This window comes from Chimaeribacter coloradensis, assembly GCF_002858715.1.
In the GTDB taxonomy this organism is placed as follows: domain Bacteria; phylum Pseudomonadota; class Gammaproteobacteria; order Enterobacterales; family Enterobacteriaceae; genus Chimaeribacter; species Chimaeribacter coloradensis.
Map to the genome: position 1 here is coordinate 111,549 of NZ_PJZH01000009.1, position 20,988 is coordinate 132,536.

The window sequence follows — 20,988 nt, forward strand, 5'->3', positions numbered from 1 at the left end:
GAAAACCGGGCCGGTTGCGCCGTGGCGGTGCGTGAACGCGCCCGATCGGCGTACCTTTTGGGGCAGAAAAGGTAAAAGGGCGGTAACAACCGGCACACCGCCGTAACAACGCCGGGGCAGCAGCGGCAGCCGGCGCGGGATTGAGGCTGTATATCTGCCGGTCAACGGGTATACTGGCCCATTCCATCTAAATCCACTTGTATCGCTGCGAATCCAACATGCAAAAGTTTGATACCAAGACCTTTCAGGGCCTGATCCTGACCCTTCAGGATTACTGGGCGCGGCAGGGCTGCACCATTGTCCAACCTCTGGACATGGAAGTCGGTGCCGGCACCTCCCACCCGATGACCAGTATGCGCGCCCTCGGCCCGGAGCCGATCGCCGCTGCCTATGTCCAGCCTTCGCGCCGCCCGACGGACGGCCGCTACGGCGAGAACCCGAACCGCCTCCAGCACTACTACCAGTTCCAGGTGATCATCAAGCCGTCGCCGGACAACATCCAGGAGCTCTACCTCGGCTCGCTGAAAGAGCTGGGGCTGGACCCGCTGGTGCATGACATCCGCTTCGTGGAAGACAACTGGGAAAACCCGACCCTGGGTGCCTGGGGTCTCGGCTGGGAAGTGTGGCTCAACGGCATGGAAGTGACGCAGTTCACCTACTTCCAGCAGGTGGGCGGCCTGGAGTGCAAGCCGGTGACCGGCGAAATCACCTACGGCCTGGAGCGCCTGGCGATGTACATCCAGGGCGTGGACAGCGTCTACGATCTGGTCTGGTGTGACGGCCCGCTGGGCAAAACCACCTACGGCGACATCTTCCACCAGAACGAAGTGGAGCAGTCGACCTATAACTTCGAATACGCGGACGTCGATTTCCTGTTCACCTGTTTCGAACAGTATGAGAAAGAGGCCCAGAAGCTGCTGGCGCTGGAGAAACCGCTGCCGCTGCCCGCTTATGAGCGCATCCTGAAAGCGGCCCACTGCTTCAACCTGCTGGATGCCCGCAAGGCGATCTCCGTGACTGAGCGCCAGCGCTATATCCTGCGCATCCGCACCCTGACCAAATCCGTGGCCGAAGCCTACTACGCCTCGCGCGAGGCGCTGGGCTTCCCGATGTGCAAAAAGAACGAGAAGTGAGAGACAGCCATGACTGACAAGACTTTCCTGGTGGAAATCGGCACGGAAGAGCTGCCGCCGAAGGCGCTGCGCTCACTGGCTGAATCCTTTGCCGCCAACGTCACGGCAGAACTTGACGCTGCCGGCCTGCACCACGGCGACGTGCAGTGGTTTGCCGCGCCGCGCCGCCTGGCGCTGAAAGTGCTGAACCTGAGCGACGCACAGGCTGACCGCGAAATTGAAAAACGCGGCCCGGCGATTGCCCAGGCGTTTGACGCCGACGGCAACGCGACCAAAGCGGCCGAAGGCTGGGCGCGCGGCTGCGGGATCACCGTGGATCAGGCGGATCGCCTGGTGACCGACAAAGGCGAGTGGCTGGTCCACCGCGCCCACGTCAAAGGCGAAAGCGCGCAGACCCTGCTGCCGGGCATGATCGCCACCGCCCTCGGCAAGCTGCCGATCCCGAAACTGATGCGCTGGGGTGACTCCGACGTGCAGTTCGTGCGCCCGGTACACACCGTGACCCTGCTGCTGGGTGATGAGCTGGTGCCGGCGACCATTCTCGGCATCCCGTCTGACCGCGTGATCCGCGGCCACCGCTTTATGGGCGAGCCGGAATTCCGCATCGACCACGCTGACCAGTACCCGGCGATCCTGCTGGAGCGCGGCAAGGTGCTGGCCGATTACGAACAGCGTAAAGCCAAAATCAAAGCCGATGCCGAAGAAGCGGCACGCCAGATTGGCGGCCATGCCGATCTCAGCGACAGCCTGCTGGAAGAGGTCACCTCGCTGGTGGAGTGGCCGGTGGTGCTGACGGCGAAATTTGAAGAGAAATTCCTGGCAGTACCGGCGGAAGCGCTGGTCTACACCATGAAAGGCGACCAGAAGTACTTCCCGGTGTATGACGCCGCGGGCAAACTGCTGCCGAACTTCATTTTCGTCGCCAACATCGAGTCGAAAGACCCGCAGCAGATTATCTCCGGTAACGAAAAAGTGGTGCGCCCGCGCCTGGCGGATGCCGAGTTCTTCTTCAATACCGACCGCAAACAGCGCCTGGAAGATAACCTGCCGCGCCTGGAAACCGTGTTGTTCCAGAAACAGCTCGGCACCCTGCGCGACAAAACCGACCGCATTCAGGCACTGGCGGGCTGGATCGCTGAACAGATCGGCGCAGACGTGGAGCACGCGCGCCGTGCCGGTCTGCTCTCCAAGTGTGACCTGATGACCAACATGGTGTTTGAGTTCACCGACACCCAGGGTGTGATGGGGATGCACTACGCCCGCCATGACGGCGAAGCGGAAGATGTGGCCGTGGCGCTGAACGAGCAGTACCAGCCGCGTTTTGCCGGCGATGCCCTGCCGGCGTCACCGGTGGCCTGCGCGCTGGCGATTGCCGACAAAATGGATACCCTGGCGGGCATCTTCGGCATCGGCCAGCACCCGAAAGGCGCGTCTGACCCGTTCGCCCTGCGCCGTGCCGCGCTCGGCGTGCTGCGCATCATCGTGGAGAAGAACCTCAACCTCGATCTGCAAACTCTGGCGGAAGAAGCGGTGCGCCTCTACGGCGACAAGCTGACCAACGCCAAGGTGGTGGATGACGTGGTCGAGTTCATGCTGGGCCGCTTCCGCGCCTGGTATCAGGAAGAGGGCCACGCCGTCGACACCATCCAGGCGGTGCTGGCGCGCCGCCCGACCCGCCCGGCGGACTTCGACGCCCGCATGAAAGCGGTGTCGCACTTCCGTGGCCTCGAGGCCGCCGCCGCCCTGGCGGCCGCCAACAAGCGCGTCTCCAACATTCTGGCGAAATCCACCGAAACGCTGAACGACAGCGTGCAGGCGTCGCTGCTGAAAGAGAATGAAGAGATCCAGCTCGCCACCTTCGTGATGGCGCTCGGCAGCAAGCTGCAGCCTTATTACGCCGAAGGGCGCTACCAGGAGGCGCTGGGTGAACTGGCCCAGTTGCGTGAAGCGGTGGACAACTTCTTCGAGAAAGTGATGGTGAACGCGGACGATCAGGCGGTGCGCATCAACCGCCTGACCCTGCTGAGCAAGCTGCGCGACCTGTTCCTGCAAGTGGCGGACATCTCGCTGTTGCAGTAATGCCTGGCCGGATGAACGCATAAAAAAACCCGCTCCGGCGGGTTTTTTTATTACGTGGCCCCTCAGGGAAGGGCCGGGTGCGTCGGGTTGCCGGGTTAACTTTCCAGCAACTGACGGCTCAGATAGGGGTTGGCATTCAGCAGGCGCATCAGCTTCTGCGCGGTGGAAGAGGGGCGGCAACTGTTCGCTTCCCACTTTTTCACCTGCGCCACGCTGACGCCCATGCATTGGGCAAACTCATCAATTTGCATCCCTGCGCGCTCACGCAGCTTTTTCGGTTCCGGCAACTGATCATCACCTTGATTCGCCATGAGATTTACGGCAGGCAAGGCCCCATATTCAAAACTATCAAGTAACTCATTGAACAATTCACGATCCATAGTGGCTCCCGAAACTAGCTGTTACGACGACATTCAACAACCGTCATTCCATTTTGCTTAACACTATAAGCAGAATGACTATAAGCCAAATTTCATCCGGGAGGGGGAAATTTTGTGCATATTTTGCTGTTATTTTGTCCCTGCCTGGTCACTTTTCTGAGTGCCCCACGGGAAAGGTTCCCGGGCGTGCGCGGCTGGATCGCGATCGCAACCCCGCACGGCATGAGTACCTTATCAACGCCGGATGATCTATTCTTAGGGCACAAAACCTGCCTGTGCAGCGGGCGGAAATCATGGACAGCAAAGGGGAGTCGGGCAGATGGCAGTAGGGATTAACAGCAGAGGTGTCGCGCGCTGGATGGCGCCGTTCCTGGTACTGATGGTGGTGTTGCAGCTCACGGCCTGTGGCGACAAAGAGGGCGACGAGCGCAAGGCGTTTATTGACTACCTGCAAAACACCGTGATGCGCAGCGGGCAGAACCTGCCGACGCTGAGCGAAGACCAGAAACAGAAGCTCGGTAACTACGCCAATGACTATCAGGTGCTGGTGACCTTCTCCCGCCAGATGAAACAGGGCATCAACAACAGCCTGGGGCCGGTGGTGAGCACCCTCGGGCAGATCCGGGTGCCGCAGGACTATATGCAGCAGCACGACACGCTGGCGCAGGAACTGGGCGCGCTGAACATGCTCGGCCAGCAGATCCAGACGGCCAAAGCGCAGGCTGACACCGCCCACGCGGCGATGAAACACCCGGATGACCTGAAAGGGGTCTACAACCAGGCGTATGACACCCTCGTCACCCGCCCGGCCAACAACATTATGCCGGTGATCCCGGCGCTGGCCGGTTTCGCCCAGTCGGTGGTGCAGGTAGGGGACTACCTGATCCAGCAGGGCAACCAGGTCAGCTTCGACAATAACCAGGTACAGCTCCAGACGCAGCAGCAGGTGACGCAGTACAACACCATGATGTCCGAGCTGTCGGCCAAACAGTCGGTGCTGCTTACCGCCCAGAAAGCGCTGCTCGGCCAGTTCTGACCCGGGCCCGGGCACCAGCCACCTGCGGGTGGCTTTTTTACGCCCGGCGTCTCAGTGAGCCATGCGTGAGAAAACATGGCCGTTTTTGACGACCCATGGCGCAGCAGATACCGTACGCTGCCTGCTTCACCGCAGAACACGTTTGCCTGAAAGACGATTTTCGCCTCAAAAAAGCGTCACCAGAGACGGTGACAACGAAAAGGAAACCTTTATGAAACACCCGTTAATCACCCTGGCTGGCGTGCTGATGCTGGCCCCTATGCTGGCCAGCGCCGCAGACAACGCCGCCTTTACCCCTGCCCAGCAGGAGGCGATCGGCAAGATTGCTGCCGAGTACCTGGTGCAGCACCCGGAAGTGCTGGTGCAGGCCAGTCAGAAACTGGAAGCACAACAGCAACAGCAGCAGCTTCAGGCGTCCCTGAATGCGGTGCTGCAAAACCATGAGGCGCTGCTGAAGGATGCCGACACCCCGGCCATCGGCCCGAAAGACGCGAAAGTGGCGCTGGTGGAGTTCTTCGATTACCAGTGCGTCTATTGCAGCCACATGGCCCCGCTGGTCGAGCAGACGGTCAAAGCCAACCCGCAGGTGCGCTTTGTGTTTAAAGAGTGGCCGATCTTCGGCCAGCGCTGGGAGCCGTCCATCACCGCGGCGGAAACCGGCATGGCGGTCTACAAAGAGAAGGGCGCTGACGCTTACTTCACCTACCATAACGCCATCTACAAAACCGGCCATGACGAAGGCAAGCTGACCCAGGCTGACATTACGGCGGCAGTGAAAGCGGCAGGCGCGACGGAGCCGGATGAGGCAACCCGCAAGAAAACCCACGATGCGCTGGCGAAAACCGACGATCTGGCGCGGGTGCTGGGCTTCAGCGGCACCCCGGCCTTTGTGGTGATGCCGACCCAGGGCGCGACGGTGGAAAACAGCACTGTGCTGCCGGGCGCAGTCTCCGCCGAGGATCTGCAAACCGCCATCAACAAAGCGCAGGGCAAATAACCTGCCGGCCTGCTCTGCCCTGCGCAGGGCAGGCCCGTTTCCCCCTGCCTGCCCCTGTTTCTGCCCGCCGCGGCCGCGGTAAACCATTCATCCGCGTCACATCACGTTCTTTCAGAATTCATCACATTGTTGGCTGGATTGTCTACAGTTGGGTGTAGGACGAATCTTAGGCAGGAATACCCGGCCGCACCGATAAATAAATTGTGATAAGAATCACAATTTCAGGAAAAACCGACATTTAACAAATGTGATACAAATCACGGTTTCTTCTTTCCGTAACCGGTTTACGGCGTTATCTGGTGAAGATGTCAGGCATTTTTGTGATGAATATCACGCTAAGTACCGGGTTAAACCGGCTAAAAAGGTGATCTGATTCACAAAATTATGGGGTGCTACGCGCGCAAAAAAGAGCGTGGTAGAGTCCGCCCTGCATACGGCAACAGCGGCGGGAGACCATCCCGTCTCAACGACTTCACGCGCTCTTATTGGCAGCGCGTATCAATAGGGGTGTGTTTTATGTTTTCACCGGACGTTAAGGTCAAAGTCCAGAATTTTGGCCGCTTTCTCAGCAACATGGTGATGCCCAACATCGGCGCGTTTATCGCCTGGGGGATCATCACCGCACTCTTTATCCCAACCGGCTGGTTGCCGAACGAAACCTTAGGCAAGCTGGTCGGCCCGATGATCACCTACCTGCTGCCGCTGCTGATCGGCTATACCGGCGGTAAACTGGTGGGCGGCGAGCGCGGCGGCGTGGTGGGTGCCATCACCACCATGGGCGTGATCGTCGGTGCGGACATGCCGATGTTCCTCGGCGCGATGATTGCCGGCCCGCTGGGCGGCTGGGCGATCAAGCACTTTGACCGCTGGGTAGACGGCAAAGTCAAAAGCGGCTTCGAGATGCTGGTGAACAACTTCTCGGCCGGTATCATCGGGATGCTGCTGGCGATCCTCGCCTTCCTCGGCATCGGCCCGCTGGTGGAAACCCTCTCCAAACTGCTGGCGGCGGGCGTCCACGTGATGGTGGTCAACAACCTGCTGCCGCTGACCTCGATCTTCGTGGAACCGGCGAAAATCCTGTTCCTCAACAACGCCATCAACCACGGCATCTTCTCCCCGCTGGGCATCCAGCAGGCCACCGAAGCGGGCAAATCGATCTTCTTCCTGATCGAAGCCAACCCCGGCCCGGGCATGGGCGTGCTGATGGCCTACATGTTCTTTGGCCGCGGCAATGCCAAGCAGTCTGCGGGCGGGGCGGCGATTATCCACTTCCTCGGCGGCATCCATGAGATCTACTTCCCCTATGTGCTGATGAACCCGCGCCTGCTGCTGGCGGTGATCCTCGGCGGGATGAGCGGCGTCTTCACCCTGACCCTGCTGAACGGCGGCCTGGTCTCCCCGGCGTCCCCGGGTTCTATCCTGGCGATTCTGGCAATGACGCCGAAAGGGGCTTACTTCGCCAACATCTGTGCGGTCGCGGTGGCCTTTGCCGTCTCCTTCGTTGCCTCAGCGATTCTGCTGAAAAGCACCAAGGCGAAAGAAGAGGATGACCTGGAAGAGGCGACCCGCCGCATGCATGACATGAAAGCCCAGTCCAAAGGCGGCCAGCCTGCGGCAGCGGCGGCCATCGCGAACGACGGCGACATGAGCACCGTGCGCAAAATCATCGTGGCCTGTGACGCCGGTATGGGGTCGAGTGCGATGGGCGCGGGTGTGCTGCGCAAGAAAGTGCAGGATGCCGGGCTGAAAAATGTGTCGGTGACCAACAGCGCCATCAACAACCTGCCGGACGACGTGGATCTGGTGATTACCCACCGTGACCTGACGGAACGTGCGATGCGCCATGCGCCGCAGGCCCAGCACATTTCGCTGACCAACTTCCTCGACAGCAAGCTCTACAGCGACCTGACCAGCCGCCTGGTGGCCGCCAACAACAGCAGCCTGCACCAGCAAAAAGTGATCACCACGCTGGATGACAGCTTCGACGCCTCAGAGCAGAACCTGTTCCGCCTGACGGCAGCCAACGTCTTCCTGGGCCAGCAGGCCAGTGACAAAGAGCAGGCGATCCGCTTCGCCGGTGAGCAGCTGGTGAAAGGCGGCTACGTGCAGCCGGAGTATGTGGAAGCGATGCTGGCGCGTGAAAAACTGACCTCTACCTATCTGGGTGAGTCGATCGCCGTGCCGCACGGCACCATCGAAGCCAAAGACCGGGTGCTGAAAACCGGCGTGGTCTTCTGCCAGTACCCGCAGGGCGTGCGCTTCGGTGACGAAGAGGATGAGGTGGCGAAACTGGTGATCGGTATCGCGGCGCGCAATAACGAGCACATCCATGTGATCACCAGCCTGACCAACGCACTGGATGATGAAAGCGTGATTGCGCGGCTCTCCACCACCCGGGACGTGCAGGAAGTGCTAAACCTGCTGACCGGAAAACAGGTCGCCTGACCGTAAACAGACCGGGCCATGATGGCCCGGTTGCTCTTTATAGGTGCGGCACCGCGCCGCGCTGTACAGGGCACAGCATGATTCAGGGGAAGCGCCGGGTCTGCGCGCTTCCCGGTGTTCAGCAGGGTGGCGGGCAGCATCGTCACCGGATTTTAAGGATTATCTTTATGAAAGCATTGCATTTTGGTGCCGGGAATATTGGCCGTGGCTTTATCGGCAAACTGCTGGCGGATGCCGGCTTCGAACTGGTGTTTGCAGACGTGAACCAGACCGTGCTGGACGCGCTCAACAGCCGCGGCAGCTATGACGTGCATGTGGTGGGTGAGCAGGCGCGCGTGGAGCCGGTAAGCAACGTCTCCGCCGTGAACAGCAGCAGCCAGGAGGCGATTGACCTGTTCGCCTCGGTTGATCTCGTCACCACCGCCGTCGGCCCCAATATCCTGGCGCGCATCGCCCCGGCCGTCGCCAAAGGGCTGGTGAAACGCCACCAGCTCGGCAACCAGCAGCCGCTGAACATCATCGCCTGTGAAAACATGGTGCGTGGCACCAGCCAGTTCAAACAGCACGTTTACGACGCGCTGCCGGAAGAGGAGAAGGCGTGGGTGGACGAGCACGTCGGCTTCGCTGATTCCGCCGTGGACCGCATCGTGCCGCCTGCCGCCGCCGGCAGCACCGACCCGCTGGAAGTCACGGTAGAAACCTTCAGCGAGTGGATCGTGGACAAAACCCAGTTCGTCGGTGAGCCGCCGCAGATCGCGGGCATGGAACTCACCGATAACCTGATGGCCTTCGTGGAGCGCAAGCTGTTTACCCTCAATACCGGCCACGCCATCACCGCCTACCTCGGCAAACAGGCCGGGCACGCCACCATCCGTGACGCCATTCTTGACCCGGCGATCCGCGCAGTGGTGAAGGGCGCGATGGAGGAGAGCGGCGCGGTGCTGATCAAGCGCTACGGCTTTGATGCGGAAAAACATGCGGCCTACATCAACAAGATCCTGAGCCGCTTCGAAAACCCCTATTTACAGGATGATGTGGAGCGCGTCGGCCGCCAGCCGCTGCGTAAACTCAGCGCCGGTGACCGCCTGATCAAGCCGCTGCTCGGCACCCTGGAGTACAATTTGCCGCACGCCAACCTGATCACCGGCATCGCCGCGGCGCTGCATTACCGCAGTGAAAGTGACCCGCAGGCCGCCGAGCTGGTGGACCTGCTGGCGAACCTCGGCCCGCGCGGCGCGCTGTCTCAGATCTCCGGCCTGCCGGCTGACAGCGCCGTAGTGGCGGAAGCCGTTGACGCCTATAACGCCATCTAAGCGCGAAATGTGGTAAAAAGAGCGGCCGGCGGCGAGTTGCTGCCGGCCCCCGCGCTGTTTTTCACGGCTGTCTCTTCAGCTGTTTCACAACCACGGGGGCATTGCCTCCGCCCGCATGGAGGCCAGGTATGGCCGGGTTTCCGGACGTGGTGACTCCCCTAACGCAAAGTATTGCCATGATTGACGCTGCACAGGCCTTTGAAAACCGGGTACTGGAAAAACTGAACGCTGGGAAAAGCGTCCGCGGGTTTATTATCGCCGCGGTCGAGCTGCTCACCGAGGCGGTGAATATTCTGGTTCTCCAGGTTTTCCGCAAAGATGATTACGCGGTGAAGTACGCCGTCGGGCCGTTGCTGAGCGGCACCGGCCCGCTGGGTGAATTGTCGGTGCGGCTGAAACTGATGTATGGGCTGGGCGTGATCGGCCGCAACGAGTATGAGGACGCCGAACTGCTGATGGCGATGCGTGAAGAGCTGAACCACGACGGCAACGAATACCGCTTTACCGATGATGAGATCCTCGGGCCGTTTGGCGAGCTGCACTGCGTGCCCGCGCTGCCGCCCGCGCCGGTGCTGGCACCGGGCGTGGTGCCGCTGGACGACGCCCTCCAGGCGATGCAGCGCCAGCGCTACCAGCAGATGGTGCATTCGACGATGGTGCTCTCCGTGACCGATCTGATCGCCGGTATCAGCCTGAAAAAGGCGTTCTGAGCCGGGCCACCGCGCCTGCCGCCCCGTATTCCGCTGCTGCCGGGCTGATGAAGCGCCCACTTCCTGCTACACTGTGCGCCAATCCCCCCTTTTGATAACGTGCCTGACAGCGGCATGAACGGGCCATGACCATGAAAGAAAAAGAAAAAGCAGAGATTAAACTCCTCAGCGACAAGCTGGACGCCCTGCGGCACAAAGACGCAACGCTCCTCGCACAGGGCAACGGCGAGCTGATCGCCAAGCATGAAGAAGAGAAAGAGAAGCTGGTGAAAGAGATCGCCCGCCTGAAAGAGGTGCAGGTCAGCAAGCTGAGCACCCAGGCGCAGGAGCTTTCCCGCCTGCCGTTCAGCCGTGAAATCTCCAAAAAAGAGCAGGCTGACATGGGCACGCTGAAAAAGAGCGTGCGCGGGCTGATCGTGGTTCACCCGATGACCGCACTGGGCCGTGAGATGGGCCTGAAAGTGGTCACCGGTTACGCCAAAAAGCCGTTCTGATGATCCGGGCCGGTGCCATACCGGCCCGCATTGCCGCCCTCAGTTATGGCGCGGCGTGCCGTCAAGGCGGCGGCTGAAATCCTCAATTTTCCGGCTCTCCAGCCGGGCCTGCATCTTCTGGCTCCAGGCCGCCGCCAGCCCGGCGGCGCTGAGCAACCGGCGGTACTGCTCCTCATCATAAGGTTGGTTAAAGGCGATAGAGATCGCTTCCGCCACGCTGACCTCGCTGTTGCGGGTCAACAGCGCCAGCGGCTGCCCGTCACTGATATAGCCCGGCGACAGCACCCGGTAGAGCCAGCCGCAGCGCCCGCTCTGCTGCACATAGTGCGAAAGCTGCGTCACCCCCAGATGAATGCCCATCTTGTAACAGGGTGAACGCGGCTGCGTCACCTGGATCAGCGCCTCGCCCCAGCGGAAAATGTCCCCGATAAACACATTCTGTTCCGTGAGGCCCAGGGTCGAGATGTTTTCGCCGAAGCCGGGCGGCTGGAAATGTTCCGCCTGCTGCGGGAACTGCTGGCTGAGGTGGGCGTAGTGCTCGCGCGGAAAATGGCACAGGGCGCGATCCGGCCCGCCGTGGAAGCGCGTCTCCGCCTGCTCGTCGCCCTCCAGCCCGAGGGGCGTCAGCAGAATGCGGCCTTCGGCGGCGCGTTTGCTGATGCCGCTGGGGGGCATGGTGTCGAACGCCCTGACCGGGCCGATAAATACCTGAGGATAATGCATAGACTCTCCTTTGCGGGCGGGCCACGCCCGCCGCCTCTTCCAGCTTATGGCAGCCCATAAAAAATGCCAGCGCAGGCGCCGGCATTCTCAGGGTTAACGGCGGCCATCACGGCCGGCGCTTAACGGGGATTACTTTTTCGCAGCAAAACGCGCTGCCGCTTCGTCCCAGTTCACCACGTTCCAGAACGCTTTGATGTAGTCCGGGCGTTTGTTCTGGTATTTCAGGTAGTAAGCGTGCTCCCACACGTCCAGGCCCAGCAGCGGGTAACCGGATGCACCGGCAACGGCTTCGCCCATCAGCGGGTTGTCCTGGTTTGCGGTAGAGACCACGGCCAGTTTGCCGTCATCTTTCAGCACCAGCCACGCCCAGCCGGAACCGAAACGGGTCGCGGCGGCTTTCTCGAAGGTCTCTTTGAAGCTGTCGATGCTGCCGAAGTCACGCTCGATCGCCTCTTTCAGCTCACCCTGCAGGGTGGTGCCGATTTTCAGGCCTTTCCAGAACAGGCTGTGGTTGGCATGGCCGCCGGCGTTGTTGCGCAGCACGGTTTTCTTGTCAGCCGGAACCTGGTCCAATTTGGTGATCAGCTCGTCAACCGGCAGGGCAGCCAGTTCCGGCAGGCTTTCCAGCGCGGCGTTGGCGTTGTTGACGTAAGTCTGGTGATGTTTGGTGTGATGGATCTCCATCGTCTGCTTGTCGAAATGCGGCTCAAGTGCGTCGTATGCGTAAGGCAGGGATGGCAGTGAGTAACTCATATTCTTCATCTCCATTGGTGTTTTGCGGCGCAGAGTAGGGGTTAGCACCGCGTAAGCAGTGGGATCATTATAGTTAATTAAATGATATTGAAAATGATTATCTCAGGCCGCCCCGGCCGCGGCGCGGGGCGGAATCAGCGACTTATAGCGCACTGACATATGGGCAAAAAAATCGGTCTAAGCCGCTCAGCGCAGCCGTTGCGGATGGGTGTAGACGGTGGCGCGGCCTGGTTTGCTGAAGCCGACCAGCGTCAGGTTGCAGCGCTCGGCCACCTCGACCGCCAGCGTCGTGGCGGCGGAGACGGCAAACAAAATCTCTGCGCCGCACATCGCCGCTTTCTGCACCATCTCATAGCTGGCCCGGCTGGAAACCAGCACCGCGCCTGCCTGCCAGTCCGGTTTGCCGCTGCGCACGCCGAGCAGCTTGTCGAGCGCCACATGGCGGCCGACATCCTCGCAGCCGCCGAGCAGCCCGCCTTCCGGTGCCACCCAGGCGGCGGCGTGGGTGCAGCCGGTAAGCTGGCCAACCGGCTGGTAATGTTTAAGCGACGCCAGCGCGCCGTCGAGCCGCGCCAGATCAAACTGCTGGGTAAACGGCAGCGGCACCAGCGGGCGGAAAAGATCGCCGAGCTGCTCCACCCCGCATACCCCGCAACCGGTGCGGCCCGCCATCGCACGGCGGCGCTCCTTCAACCCCACAAAGCGGCGGCTGGAAAGCTCCACCTGCACCTCAATGCCGTTGCAGGAGGGAAGAATATCGATGCCGTAGATCTCCTGCGGCGTCTCGATAATGCCTTCCGAGAGCGAGAAGCCCACCGCGAACGCCTCCAGATCTTTGGGCGTTGCCATCATCACCACATGGGAGATGCCGTTATACACCAGCGCGACCGGCACCTCTTCCGCCAGCCAGTCCGCTTCTGCGTGTTCCAGCGTTGCGCGCTGGAACACCGGGCGCTGTTGCGCCCCGTCACGCATTTCCTTGTCTGAAGCGACCGCGCCGTTACTCTGTTTTGTACGTTCGTTCACGTGCCTGTACCTGATTTTTAACACCCACCGGGCGACTGTGTTAAGGTGCCGGAAAGGGCAGAAGTGCCCACCTTAGCGCTGTTCGGGCGGGAACAGAACCGATTTGTTTCGTACCGCAGCCATTCACCACGGAGAGCGATCGCCATGAGCATCCGCATTGTCCCTAAGCGCGCAGCCGGTGCCCCGCAGACCCGGATGACCGCCGCCCATGCTATTCCGCCGCTGCTGTTCGCCAACCTCAAAAGCCTCTATGCCCGGCGCGCCGAACGGTTGCGGCATCTGGCCGAAGAGAGCCCGTTACAGGATCTGCTGGCGTTTGCCGCCCTGATCGCTGACGCCCAGCAGCACGCGCTGCACGATCACCCGCTGACCATGGATATGGCGGCGCTGCTGGCGCGCACGGCGAAAACCACGCTGCCGCCGCTGGATAACCACACCTTCGTGCGTGACCCGCACTGGCGCACGCTGCTGCAGGCGATCATCGCCGAGCTGCGCCCGCAGGTTGACCCGCACCTGCGGGCGTTGCTGGAGAACCTGGAGAAGTGCCCGGAGAGCCAGCTGGAAAATTACGCCGACGCGCTGCTGACGCGTGAATTCACCGGCGTGGGCAGCGAAGCCGCGCCGCTGATCTGGGCGGCCCTCTCGCTCTACTGGGCGCAGATGGCGGCGCTGATCCCCGGCAAGGCGCAGGTGGAGCACGGCGAGCACCGCCAGTTCTGCCCGACCTGCGGCAGCATCCCGGTCTCCAGCCTAGTGCACCTCGGCACCGTCAGCGGGATGCGCTACCTGCACTGCAACCTGTGCGAATGCGAATGGCATGTGGCGCAGGCCAAATGCAGCAACTGCGAACAGGCCCACGGGCTGAATTACTGGTCGCTGGACGACGTCGCCTCGCCGGTCAAAGCGGAGAGCTGTGACAACTGCGGCACCTACCTGAAAATCCTGTTCCAGGATCATGACCCGAACGTGGAGCCGGTGGCGGATGACCTCGCCACCCTGGTGCTGGATGCCAAAATGGAAGATGAGGGGTTCGCCCGCAGCAGCATTAACCCCTTCCTGTTTCCCGACGGGTGAGCAGGCTGCTACGCTTAAAAGGTGCGCCGGTGTTTCAGAGCATTCTGTGGCAGGCGCGGCCCCCGCGTAGGTTACCCTTGTGGCAGGCAGTCAGATAACCCCCATAACGAGGAACAAGGATGATGTTGAAGAGCGCAATGAAATTTACCGCCGTGGCACTGTTGGCGGCCGGGCTGATGGCCTGTGATGACAAGCCGGACACCACGCCGACCCCGCCGCCGCCGGCCACCAAACCCACCGTGGCCGCCAACCCGTCGTCGGTTGCGCCGGAAACACAGGTGGTGCAGGGCAGCCAGCCTGCGCCGGTCGCCCCGGCGAATGGGGTGGATGTGTCGCTGGTCACCGGCAAAATCGGTTTCCACCTGCCGGCCGGCTTCTCAGACCAGACCCAGCAGGCGGGCATCGCCAATACTGAACAGTCCCACACCCAGCTGTTTATCGACAGCCACAGCCGCCAGCTGGCGGTGACCTCTGAGGTGGTACCGCCGCCGGGGCAGGTGATCGACACCAGTGACGAGGCGTTTGCCGGGCTGTCCAAAGGGTTGCTGAGCGGCCTGAGCAACCAGTATCAGGACATCAAGAAAACTGATGAAAAAACCCTGACCCTGGGCGGCCAGCGTTTCCGCCGCATGGACACCGAACAGCGCGTGAAGGGCCAGCCGGTGCTGGCGTCCACGCTGTTCACGGTGCTTGATAAAAAGGTGATCACCCTGCAGGTGGTGACCCCGGTCAATAACGGCGCGGCGCACGAGACCCTGATGAAATCGATCACCGACAGCCTCAAGGTCAAAGGCTGACGCCGGGGCGGCTTTACGCTTTTCTGAACCTTACGCTTCTCTGAAAAAGGACGGTAACGTTGAAACTCATCGGCAGTTATACCAGCCCTTACGTGCGCAAGATTTCGGTCATGCTGCTGGAGAAGGGCATCCAGTTTGATTTCGTGAACGACTCCCCCTGGGAGAAAGAGACGCAGGTGCCGCACTACAACCCGCTGGGGAAAGTCCCGGCGCTGGTCGCTGATGATGGCGAGATCTGGTTCGACTCCCCGGTGATCGCCACGTATGTCGACACGTTGCCGGGCGGCAGCGCGCTGATCCCGGCTGACCCGGCGGCCGCGCTGCGGGTGCGGCGGCTGGAGGCGCTGGCGGACGGTGTCACCGATGCGGCCGTGGCGCTGGTGCTGGAGACGCGCCGCGAGGCGGACAAGCGGGATGAGGCGTGGGTGGTGCGCCAGCGTGAGGTGCTGAACCGCGGGCTGGATGCGCTGGAGCAGCAGGCTGCCGCGCGCCGGGACCTCAACGGTGAGGCGCTCAACCTGGCGGACATCGCGGTGGCCTGCGCCCTGGGCTACATCAATTTCCGCCGCGTTGCGCCCAACTGGTGCGTGCAGCGGCCGACGCTGATTGCGCTGGTGGAGCGGCTGTTCCAGCGGGAAAGCTTCGCCCGCACGACGCCCCCTTAACGCCGCCCTGCCTGATACCCTGGCCGGTGCGCGATGCACCGGCCTTTTCCCCCTGTTTGTTCCCTCAGCCCGTTCCCCAGAAAAAATAGTGTGAGATGACTCGAAGAGTTGCGGCGCGCGCCCGGCGTGCGGTGTGCCTGCGTCTACATTTTAAGCAATCCCGGCAACCCGGCGCGGCTGCCCGGTTAGCGCCGCCATACGGTTTGACTGTCCGCTTTTTACTGTCCGCTTTTTTACTGACCACGCGTGCGGGCGCGGCCCGCCACCTCAAGGAGCACACCATGCCTTATGACCAACCCTCCAGCGCCGTGATCCCCGGTGAATATGGCTTCCCGCTGAAACTCAAAGCGCGCTATGAGAACTTCATCGGCGGCGAGTGGGTGCCGCCCGCCAATAACCAGTACTTCCCGAACGTGACGCCGGTGACCGGCCAGGTGATGTGCGAAATCGCCAGCTCCGGCACTGACGATGTAGACCGCGCGCTGGACGCCGCCCACCAGGCCAAAGGGGAATGGGGGCGCATGTCGGTGCAGCAGCGCGCCACCATCCTTAACCGCATCGCTGACCGCATGGAGCAGAACATCGAACTGCTGGCCGCTGCTGAAACCTGGGACAACGGCAAACCGATCCGCGAGACCACCGCCGCCGACGTGCCGCTGGCCATCGACCACTTCCGCTATTTCGCCGCCTGCATCCGCGCGCAGGAAGGGGGCATCAGTGAAATTGACCAGGACACGGTGGCCTACCACTTCCATGAGCCGCTGGGTGTGGTCGGGCAGATTATCCCGTGGAACTTCCCGCTGCTGATGGCCTGCTGGAAAATGGCCCCGGCGCTGGCGGCCGGGAACTGCATCGTGCTGAAACCGGCGAAACTCACGCCGATGTCGATCCTGCTGATGATGGAGCTGATTCAGGATCTGCTGCCGCCGGGGGTGATCAACGTTGTCAACGGCTCCGGCAGTGAGATCGGTGAATATCTGGCGACCTCAAAACGGATCGCCAAAGTCGCCTTTACCGGCTCCACCGAGGTCGGCCAGCAGATCATGGGCTACGCGGCGCAAAACGTGATTCCGGTGACGCTGGAGCTGGGTGGCAAGTCGCCGAACATCTTCTTCGCCGACGTGATGGACAAAGAGGACGCCTTCTTCGACAAGGCGCTGGAGGGCTTCGCGCTGTTCGCCTTTAACCAGGGCGAAGTCTGCACCTGCCCAAGCCGCGCGCTGGTGCAGGAGTCGATTTATGAGCGCTTTATGGAGCGCGCCATCAAGCGCGTTGAGAGCATCCGCAGCGGCAACCCGCTCGACTCCGCCACCCAGATGGGCGCGCAGGTGTCGCAAGGGCAGATGGAAACCATCCTCAACTATATTGAGATCGGCAAAAAAGAGGGCGCGGATGTGCTCACCGGCGGCCGCCGCAAAACCCTGGGCGGCGATCTGGCGCAGGGCTACTACCTCGAGCCGACCATCCTGTTCGGTAAAAACAGCATGCGCGTCTTCCAGGAGGAGATTTTCGGGCCAGTGCTGGCCGTGACCACCTTTAAAGATATGGACGAGGCGCTGGCGATCGCCAACGACACCGATTACGGGCTGGGCGCGGGCGTCTGGAGCCGCAACGGCAATGTCGCCTACCAGATGGGGCGGCAGATTCAGGCCGGGCGGGTCTGGACGAACTGCTACCACGCTTACCCGGCCCATGCGGCGTTCGGCGGCTACAAACAGTCAGGCATCGGGCGCGAAACCCACAAAATGATGCTGGAACACTATCAGCAGACCAAATGTTTGCTGGTCAGCTACTCGGAAAAACCGCTCGGCCTGTTCTGATACCGGCTCCCGCGGCATAAAAAAACGGCAACGCAATGCGTTGCCGTTTTCTCTTGCGCCCGTCAGATCACAACTGACCGGCGACGCTGCCCTCGCGTTTACGCCCGCGCATAAACAGCACCACCAGCGTCAGCCAGCAGAGGCCGCTGAGGAAGTTAAACAGGTTGAACAGCCCGCTGCCGCCCCAGCCGTACGCCACTTTGGCGATCTCAATCCCGATGGTGAACACCATCATACTCAGCACCCCCATCGCGGCCGACACCGTGCCTTTGCTCATGTCGCTGGAGAACAGCGTCAGGCGGTACAGCCCGGCGTTGGCGATGCCGATGCCGAAAGCGTAGAAGCTCAGGCCCGCCACCATCCAGAGGTAAGCGTGAGACGCGTAGAGCGTGGCGGCGGCGGCCAGCAGCAGCCCGGCCACCATCGGCACCGCCCCCAGCCAGATCAGCGTGCCCACCGGCTTTCTGCCGGTCAGGCGTGCCAGCGTGATATTGCCGATAATCAGCGCGCCGAACACCGGCACCTGCATCAGGCCGTAGCCCAGCGTGCTCATCCCTTCGCCCCGGATCAGCAGCACCGGTGACTGGGCAATCCAGGCCAGCAGCGGCAGGCTGGCAAACCCGATCGCCAGCGCGCCGCAGACGAAGCGGCCATTGCCCAGCACCACGCGGTAATCCCGCCCCAGCCCGGAGAGGGAGAGCGGCTCGCCCCGGCGGGTGGCGGTTTCCGGCATCGCCCGCCACAGGCCATAAAAGGCAAAGGCGGAGAGCAGGGCGAACAGCACAAACATCGCCTGCCACGGCAGCCAGGCGATCAGCGCCGCCCCCGCCAGCGGGCCGAGCAGCGGGGCGATCAGCGCCACGTTCGCCATCAGCGCGGTAATTTTGATGCACACCGACTCTTCAAACGACTCCTGAATGGTGGCGTACCCCACCGCGCCGATGAAGCACAGCCCGATGCCCTGCAAGAAGCGCACCGCGATGAACTGCTCAATGGTCTGGGTAAACAGGATCGCCAGGCAGCTCAGGGTGAAAAAGGCGACGCCGGAGAGCATCACCGGGCGGCGGCCGCGCCGGTCAGAGAGCGGCCCCAGCAGCCATTGCAGGAACATGCCGCCGGCGAGATAGGCCGTCATGGAGGTGGGCACCCACTCCTCTCCGGCATGAAACGCGGCCACCACCGCCAGCATACCGGGTTGGATCATATCGTTGCCGATATAGGTCGCAAATTCGAACAGCACCAGAGAGAGCGGAAACCAAAGCGCCCGGCGGCCCAGCCGGGCAACAGGCGGTATTGTGTTTGTCATAAATTAACTTAATGAATGTAAAAAGGAAAAACCGAAGCAGCCTCACAGGCCGGCGTCGGGAAAGCGGTAAGGGCGGCTATTTTGCTGCCAATTGCCGGGCTTGGCAATCACGCCCGGTAAATATCGCACAAACTGAGTTTAGCTGATTTCAGGTTGTTGAATTCTCCGGCTGTATATAACCTCTTCTTAACAATAAACCGTTTTTAACAGTAAACAGTGACAAGGATGCGGCGGCCGCATGACAAACCGACTTATCTGGATTGATAACCTGCGGGCGCTGGCCTGCCTGATGGTTATCCTGATTCATACCACCACCTACTATGTGACCACCGGCGTGTCGGTCGGGGATATGAACTGGGACATCGCCAACCTGCTGAACGCCCTGTCACGGGTCAGCGTACCGCTGTTTTTCATGATCTCCGGCTACCTGTTTTTCGGTGACAAAAGCGCCGGAAAAAAGCACCTGCTGCGGATCGGCTGCTGTCTGCTGTTCTACAGCGCCATCTCATTGGCCTATATCGCCCTGTTTACCCGCATCGGCTTCTGGCCCTCACTGCGTAACCTGCTGTTTAAGCCGGTGTTTTACCATCTCTGGTTTTTCTACGCGATTGCGGTGATCTACCTGCTTTCGCCGCTGATTAACGTCAAACCGGTGGCCGCCCGCACGGCGCTGGTGATTGGCGTGGTACTGGGTATTCTCGTCAACCCGCATATGGCGCAGATCGCCTGGCATCAGGTTCACCTTATCCCGGTAAACCTGTTCGTGGCCGGTGACACCTTCTACTACGTGCTCTATGCGCTGCTGGGCCGGGCCATCGGCATGATGAATACCCAGTCGCGCGGCCTGACCACACTGGCCGGGCTGATGTTCGCCGCCGCCGTAGGGCTGATTGCGGTGGCAACCAAAAAGCAGATGTTTATTAACGGTGATTTTGCCGACACCTATTACGTGTACTGCGGCCCGCTGGTGTTCATCGCCGCCACTGCGCTGTTTGTCTGGGGCAAAAACAGCCTCGCCGGCGCAATGCTGCCGGGAATGAAACGGATTGCCGATCACTCCCTGGCGATTTACGGCTTCCACGCGCTGATCATCAACATCATCCGCAGCCAGAAGTGGGATGTAGTGCGCTGGCCGCTGCTGGATATGGTGTATGTCTTTGCGGTGGCGCTGGGCCTCAGCCTGCTGCTGGGCAGCGCGGTGCGCCGCCTGGATGCGCGGCGGCTGGTGAGCTGACCTCCCAGCGCGCCTGGGCGCGGCGTAACTGGCGGGCGGAGGTAAACCCGGCCGCCAGCGCCGCCTGCTCAACCCCACTCCCCTCCTGCAAATGCTGGCGCGCCACCGCCAGCCGCAACTGCTCATGGTAGTCACGCACGCTGATGCCGAGATGCTCACGGAACAGCCGCGCCAGATGGCGTTCACTGACATGGGCGCGCGCCGCCACCTCTTCCACCTGCCAGCGCGCCTCAGGGGTGGCGATCAGCGCATTCTGCGCCCGGTGCAGCGCCGGGTGCAGGTGGTTACGGTAGCGCAGCCAGGGGGAGAGCTGCGGGTCATCGCCGGAGCGGCGGAAGTAGACCACCATGTCACGCGCCACTTCCGTGGCCGCCTGCGGCCCCTGCACGCGGGCGATGATATGCAGCGCCACATCAATCCCTGCCGTGATGCCCGCGCTGGTGAGCACCTGCCGGTCTTCAATAAAGATGCGGTTTTCCCGCACCTGCGCGGCCGGGGCCTGCGCCCGCAGCCGGGCGATCACATCGTGATGGGTGGTGCACTGGTAGCCATCCAGCAGACCGGCGCGGGCGGCAAGCAGCGTGCCGGAACAGACGCCGACCAGCAGCCGGTCACCCTGTTCCAGCGCCGTGCGCTGTGCGCGCAACCATGTTTCCACCCTCTGCGCCTCGGGGGTATCAAAGCCGGTGCGCGAGTCATTTACCCCCGGCACCAGCAGGATCGCGCCGGGCGGCAGGGCATCCGGCAGTGGTTCAATGCCGCCCAGCACCAACCCGGTGGAGCTGGTCACCTGCGGCACCGGGCCGATGTAGTGCAGGGTGAACTGCCCGGCCAGTTGCAGCGCCTCTGCCGGGCCGGTGACATCCAGCGCCATCACCCCCGGCAGCACGATAAAGTACGCATCCCGCTTCGGCAGGCCGTGGCCCCGATCTGTCTGTTCCGCATTCCCGGTGTTCATTGCCGTCTCCTCTTTTTATCGCGGTGTGCGCCTTACGCAGCCTGC

General features: G+C 61.8%; 19 protein-coding genes. 13 read left to right on the top strand and 6 right to left on the bottom strand.

What is annotated here, in order from left to right:
- Window positions 1-218 precede the first annotated feature (218 nt).
- Both glyQ and glyS read left to right on the top strand, forming a co-directional pair.
- Window positions 219-1,133, top strand: a complete 915-nt coding sequence (gene glyQ, locus CYR32_RS11150; protein ID WP_101815878.1) for a glycine--tRNA ligase subunit alpha — start codon at window positions 219-221, stop codon at window positions 1,131-1,133.
- Between the two features lie 9 nt (window positions 1,134-1,142).
- Entirely contained in the window at window positions 1,143-3,212 is a 2,070-nt protein-coding gene (gene glyS, locus CYR32_RS11155; RefSeq protein WP_101824473.1) for a glycine--tRNA ligase subunit beta, read from the top strand.
- Window positions 3,213-3,307: 95 nt separating this feature from the next.
- On the opposite strand, the gene CYR32_RS11160 is transcribed toward glyS, so the two are convergent.
- Window positions 3,308-3,592, bottom strand: coding sequence for a helix-turn-helix domain-containing protein (locus CYR32_RS11160; protein ID WP_101824474.1), 285 nt, complete (start codon window positions 3,590-3,592; stop codon window positions 3,308-3,310).
- A gap of 319 nt (window positions 3,593-3,911) precedes the next feature.
- Between CYR32_RS11160 and CYR32_RS11165 the strand changes: the two genes are divergently transcribed.
- From CYR32_RS11165 to CYR32_RS11190, 6 genes are all read left to right on the top strand, one after another.
- On the top strand, window positions 3,912-4,628 hold the full coding sequence (locus CYR32_RS11165) for a DUF3053 domain-containing protein (RefSeq protein WP_101824475.1): 717 nt from the start codon (window positions 3,912-3,914) through the stop codon (window positions 4,626-4,628).
- 211 nt (window positions 4,629-4,839) lie between these two features.
- Window positions 4,840-5,625 carry a DsbA family protein gene (locus tag CYR32_RS11170; protein ID WP_101824476.1) on the top strand — a complete coding sequence of 262 codons (786 nt, stop codon included), beginning with the start codon at window positions 4,840-4,842 and terminating at the stop codon, window positions 5,623-5,625.
- Between the two features lie 516 nt (window positions 5,626-6,141).
- Complete coding sequence (locus CYR32_RS11175) at window positions 6,142-8,070, top strand: PTS mannitol transporter subunit IICBA (protein WP_101824477.1); 1,929 nt, start codon at window positions 6,142-6,144, stop codon at window positions 8,068-8,070.
- Window positions 8,071-8,237: 167 nt separating this feature from the next.
- The gene (locus CYR32_RS11180) at window positions 8,238-9,383 is read left to right on the top strand and encodes a mannitol-1-phosphate 5-dehydrogenase (RefSeq protein ID WP_101824478.1); all 1,146 of its coding nucleotides are present in this window, start codon (window positions 8,238-8,240) and stop codon (window positions 9,381-9,383) included.
- A 128-nt stretch (window positions 9,384-9,511) separates the two neighbouring features.
- Window positions 9,512-10,093, top strand: coding sequence for an MltR family transcriptional regulator (locus CYR32_RS11185; RefSeq protein WP_101824479.1), 582 nt, complete (start codon window positions 9,512-9,514; stop codon window positions 10,091-10,093).
- A gap of 131 nt (window positions 10,094-10,224) precedes the next feature.
- On the top strand, window positions 10,225-10,587 hold the full coding sequence (locus CYR32_RS11190) for a YibL family ribosome-associated protein (RefSeq protein ID WP_101824496.1): 363 nt from the start codon (window positions 10,225-10,227) through the stop codon (window positions 10,585-10,587).
- A gap of 39 nt (window positions 10,588-10,626) precedes the next feature.
- Here the strand turns inward: CYR32_RS11190 and yiiM are convergent, their stop codons facing one another.
- The 3 genes from yiiM to fdhD form a co-directional block, all read right to left on the bottom strand.
- The gene (yiiM, locus tag CYR32_RS11195; RefSeq protein WP_101824480.1) at window positions 10,627-11,310 is read right to left on the bottom strand and encodes a 6-hydroxyaminopurine reductase; all 684 of its coding nucleotides are present in this window, start codon (window positions 11,308-11,310) and stop codon (window positions 10,627-10,629) included.
- Between the two features lie 129 nt (window positions 11,311-11,439).
- A complete protein-coding gene (sodA, locus tag CYR32_RS11200; RefSeq protein WP_101824481.1) occupies window positions 11,440-12,063 on the bottom strand; it encodes a superoxide dismutase [Mn] in 624 nt (207 codons plus the stop codon).
- 186 nt (window positions 12,064-12,249) lie between these two features.
- Window positions 12,250-13,038, bottom strand: a complete 789-nt coding sequence (fdhD, locus tag CYR32_RS11205) for a formate dehydrogenase accessory sulfurtransferase FdhD (protein WP_101824482.1) — start codon at window positions 13,036-13,038, stop codon at window positions 12,250-12,252.
- Window positions 13,039-13,233: 195 nt separating this feature from the next.
- Here fdhD and fdhE point away from each other — a divergent pair, with 195 nt between their 5' ends.
- The 4 genes from fdhE (at window position 13,234) to exaC (ending at window position 17,445) form a co-directional block, all read left to right on the top strand.
- A complete protein-coding gene (fdhE, locus tag CYR32_RS11210; RefSeq protein WP_101824483.1) occupies window positions 13,234-14,163 on the top strand; it encodes a formate dehydrogenase accessory protein FdhE in 930 nt (309 codons plus the stop codon).
- 122 nt (window positions 14,164-14,285) lie between these two features.
- Window positions 14,286-14,960: a DcrB/PsbP domain-containing protein gene (locus tag CYR32_RS11215; protein WP_101824497.1), complete on the top strand. Its 675-nt coding sequence runs from the start codon at window positions 14,286-14,288 to the stop codon at window positions 14,958-14,960.
- A gap of 59 nt (window positions 14,961-15,019) precedes the next feature.
- Window positions 15,020-15,625, top strand: a complete 606-nt coding sequence (locus CYR32_RS11220) for a glutathione S-transferase (protein ID WP_101824484.1) — start codon at window positions 15,020-15,022, stop codon at window positions 15,623-15,625.
- Window positions 15,626-15,906: 281 nt separating this feature from the next.
- The gene (gene exaC, locus CYR32_RS11225; protein ID WP_101824485.1) at window positions 15,907-17,445 is read left to right on the top strand and encodes an acetaldehyde dehydrogenase ExaC; all 1,539 of its coding nucleotides are present in this window, start codon (window positions 15,907-15,909) and stop codon (window positions 17,443-17,445) included.
- A 67-nt stretch (window positions 17,446-17,512) separates the two neighbouring features.
- Here exaC and CYR32_RS11230 read toward each other — a convergent pair whose 3' ends face one another.
- Window positions 17,513-18,751 (bottom strand): MFS transporter, encoded by a 1,239-nt coding sequence (locus tag CYR32_RS11230; RefSeq protein ID WP_101824486.1) that lies wholly within the window; start codon window positions 18,749-18,751, stop codon window positions 17,513-17,515.
- Between the two features lie 238 nt (window positions 18,752-18,989).
- Between CYR32_RS11230 and CYR32_RS11235 the strand changes: the two genes are divergently transcribed.
- On the top strand, window positions 18,990-19,985 hold the full coding sequence (locus CYR32_RS11235; protein WP_101824487.1) for an acyltransferase: 996 nt from the start codon (window positions 18,990-18,992) through the stop codon (window positions 19,983-19,985).
- Here the strand turns inward: CYR32_RS11235 and CYR32_RS11240 are convergent.
- Window positions 19,927-20,943, bottom strand: coding sequence for a GlxA family transcriptional regulator (locus CYR32_RS11240; RefSeq protein WP_101824488.1), 1,017 nt, complete (start codon window positions 20,941-20,943; stop codon window positions 19,927-19,929). The genes CYR32_RS11235 and CYR32_RS11240 overlap by 59 nt on opposite strands.
- Between the last annotated feature and the right edge of the window lie 45 nt (window positions 20,944-20,988).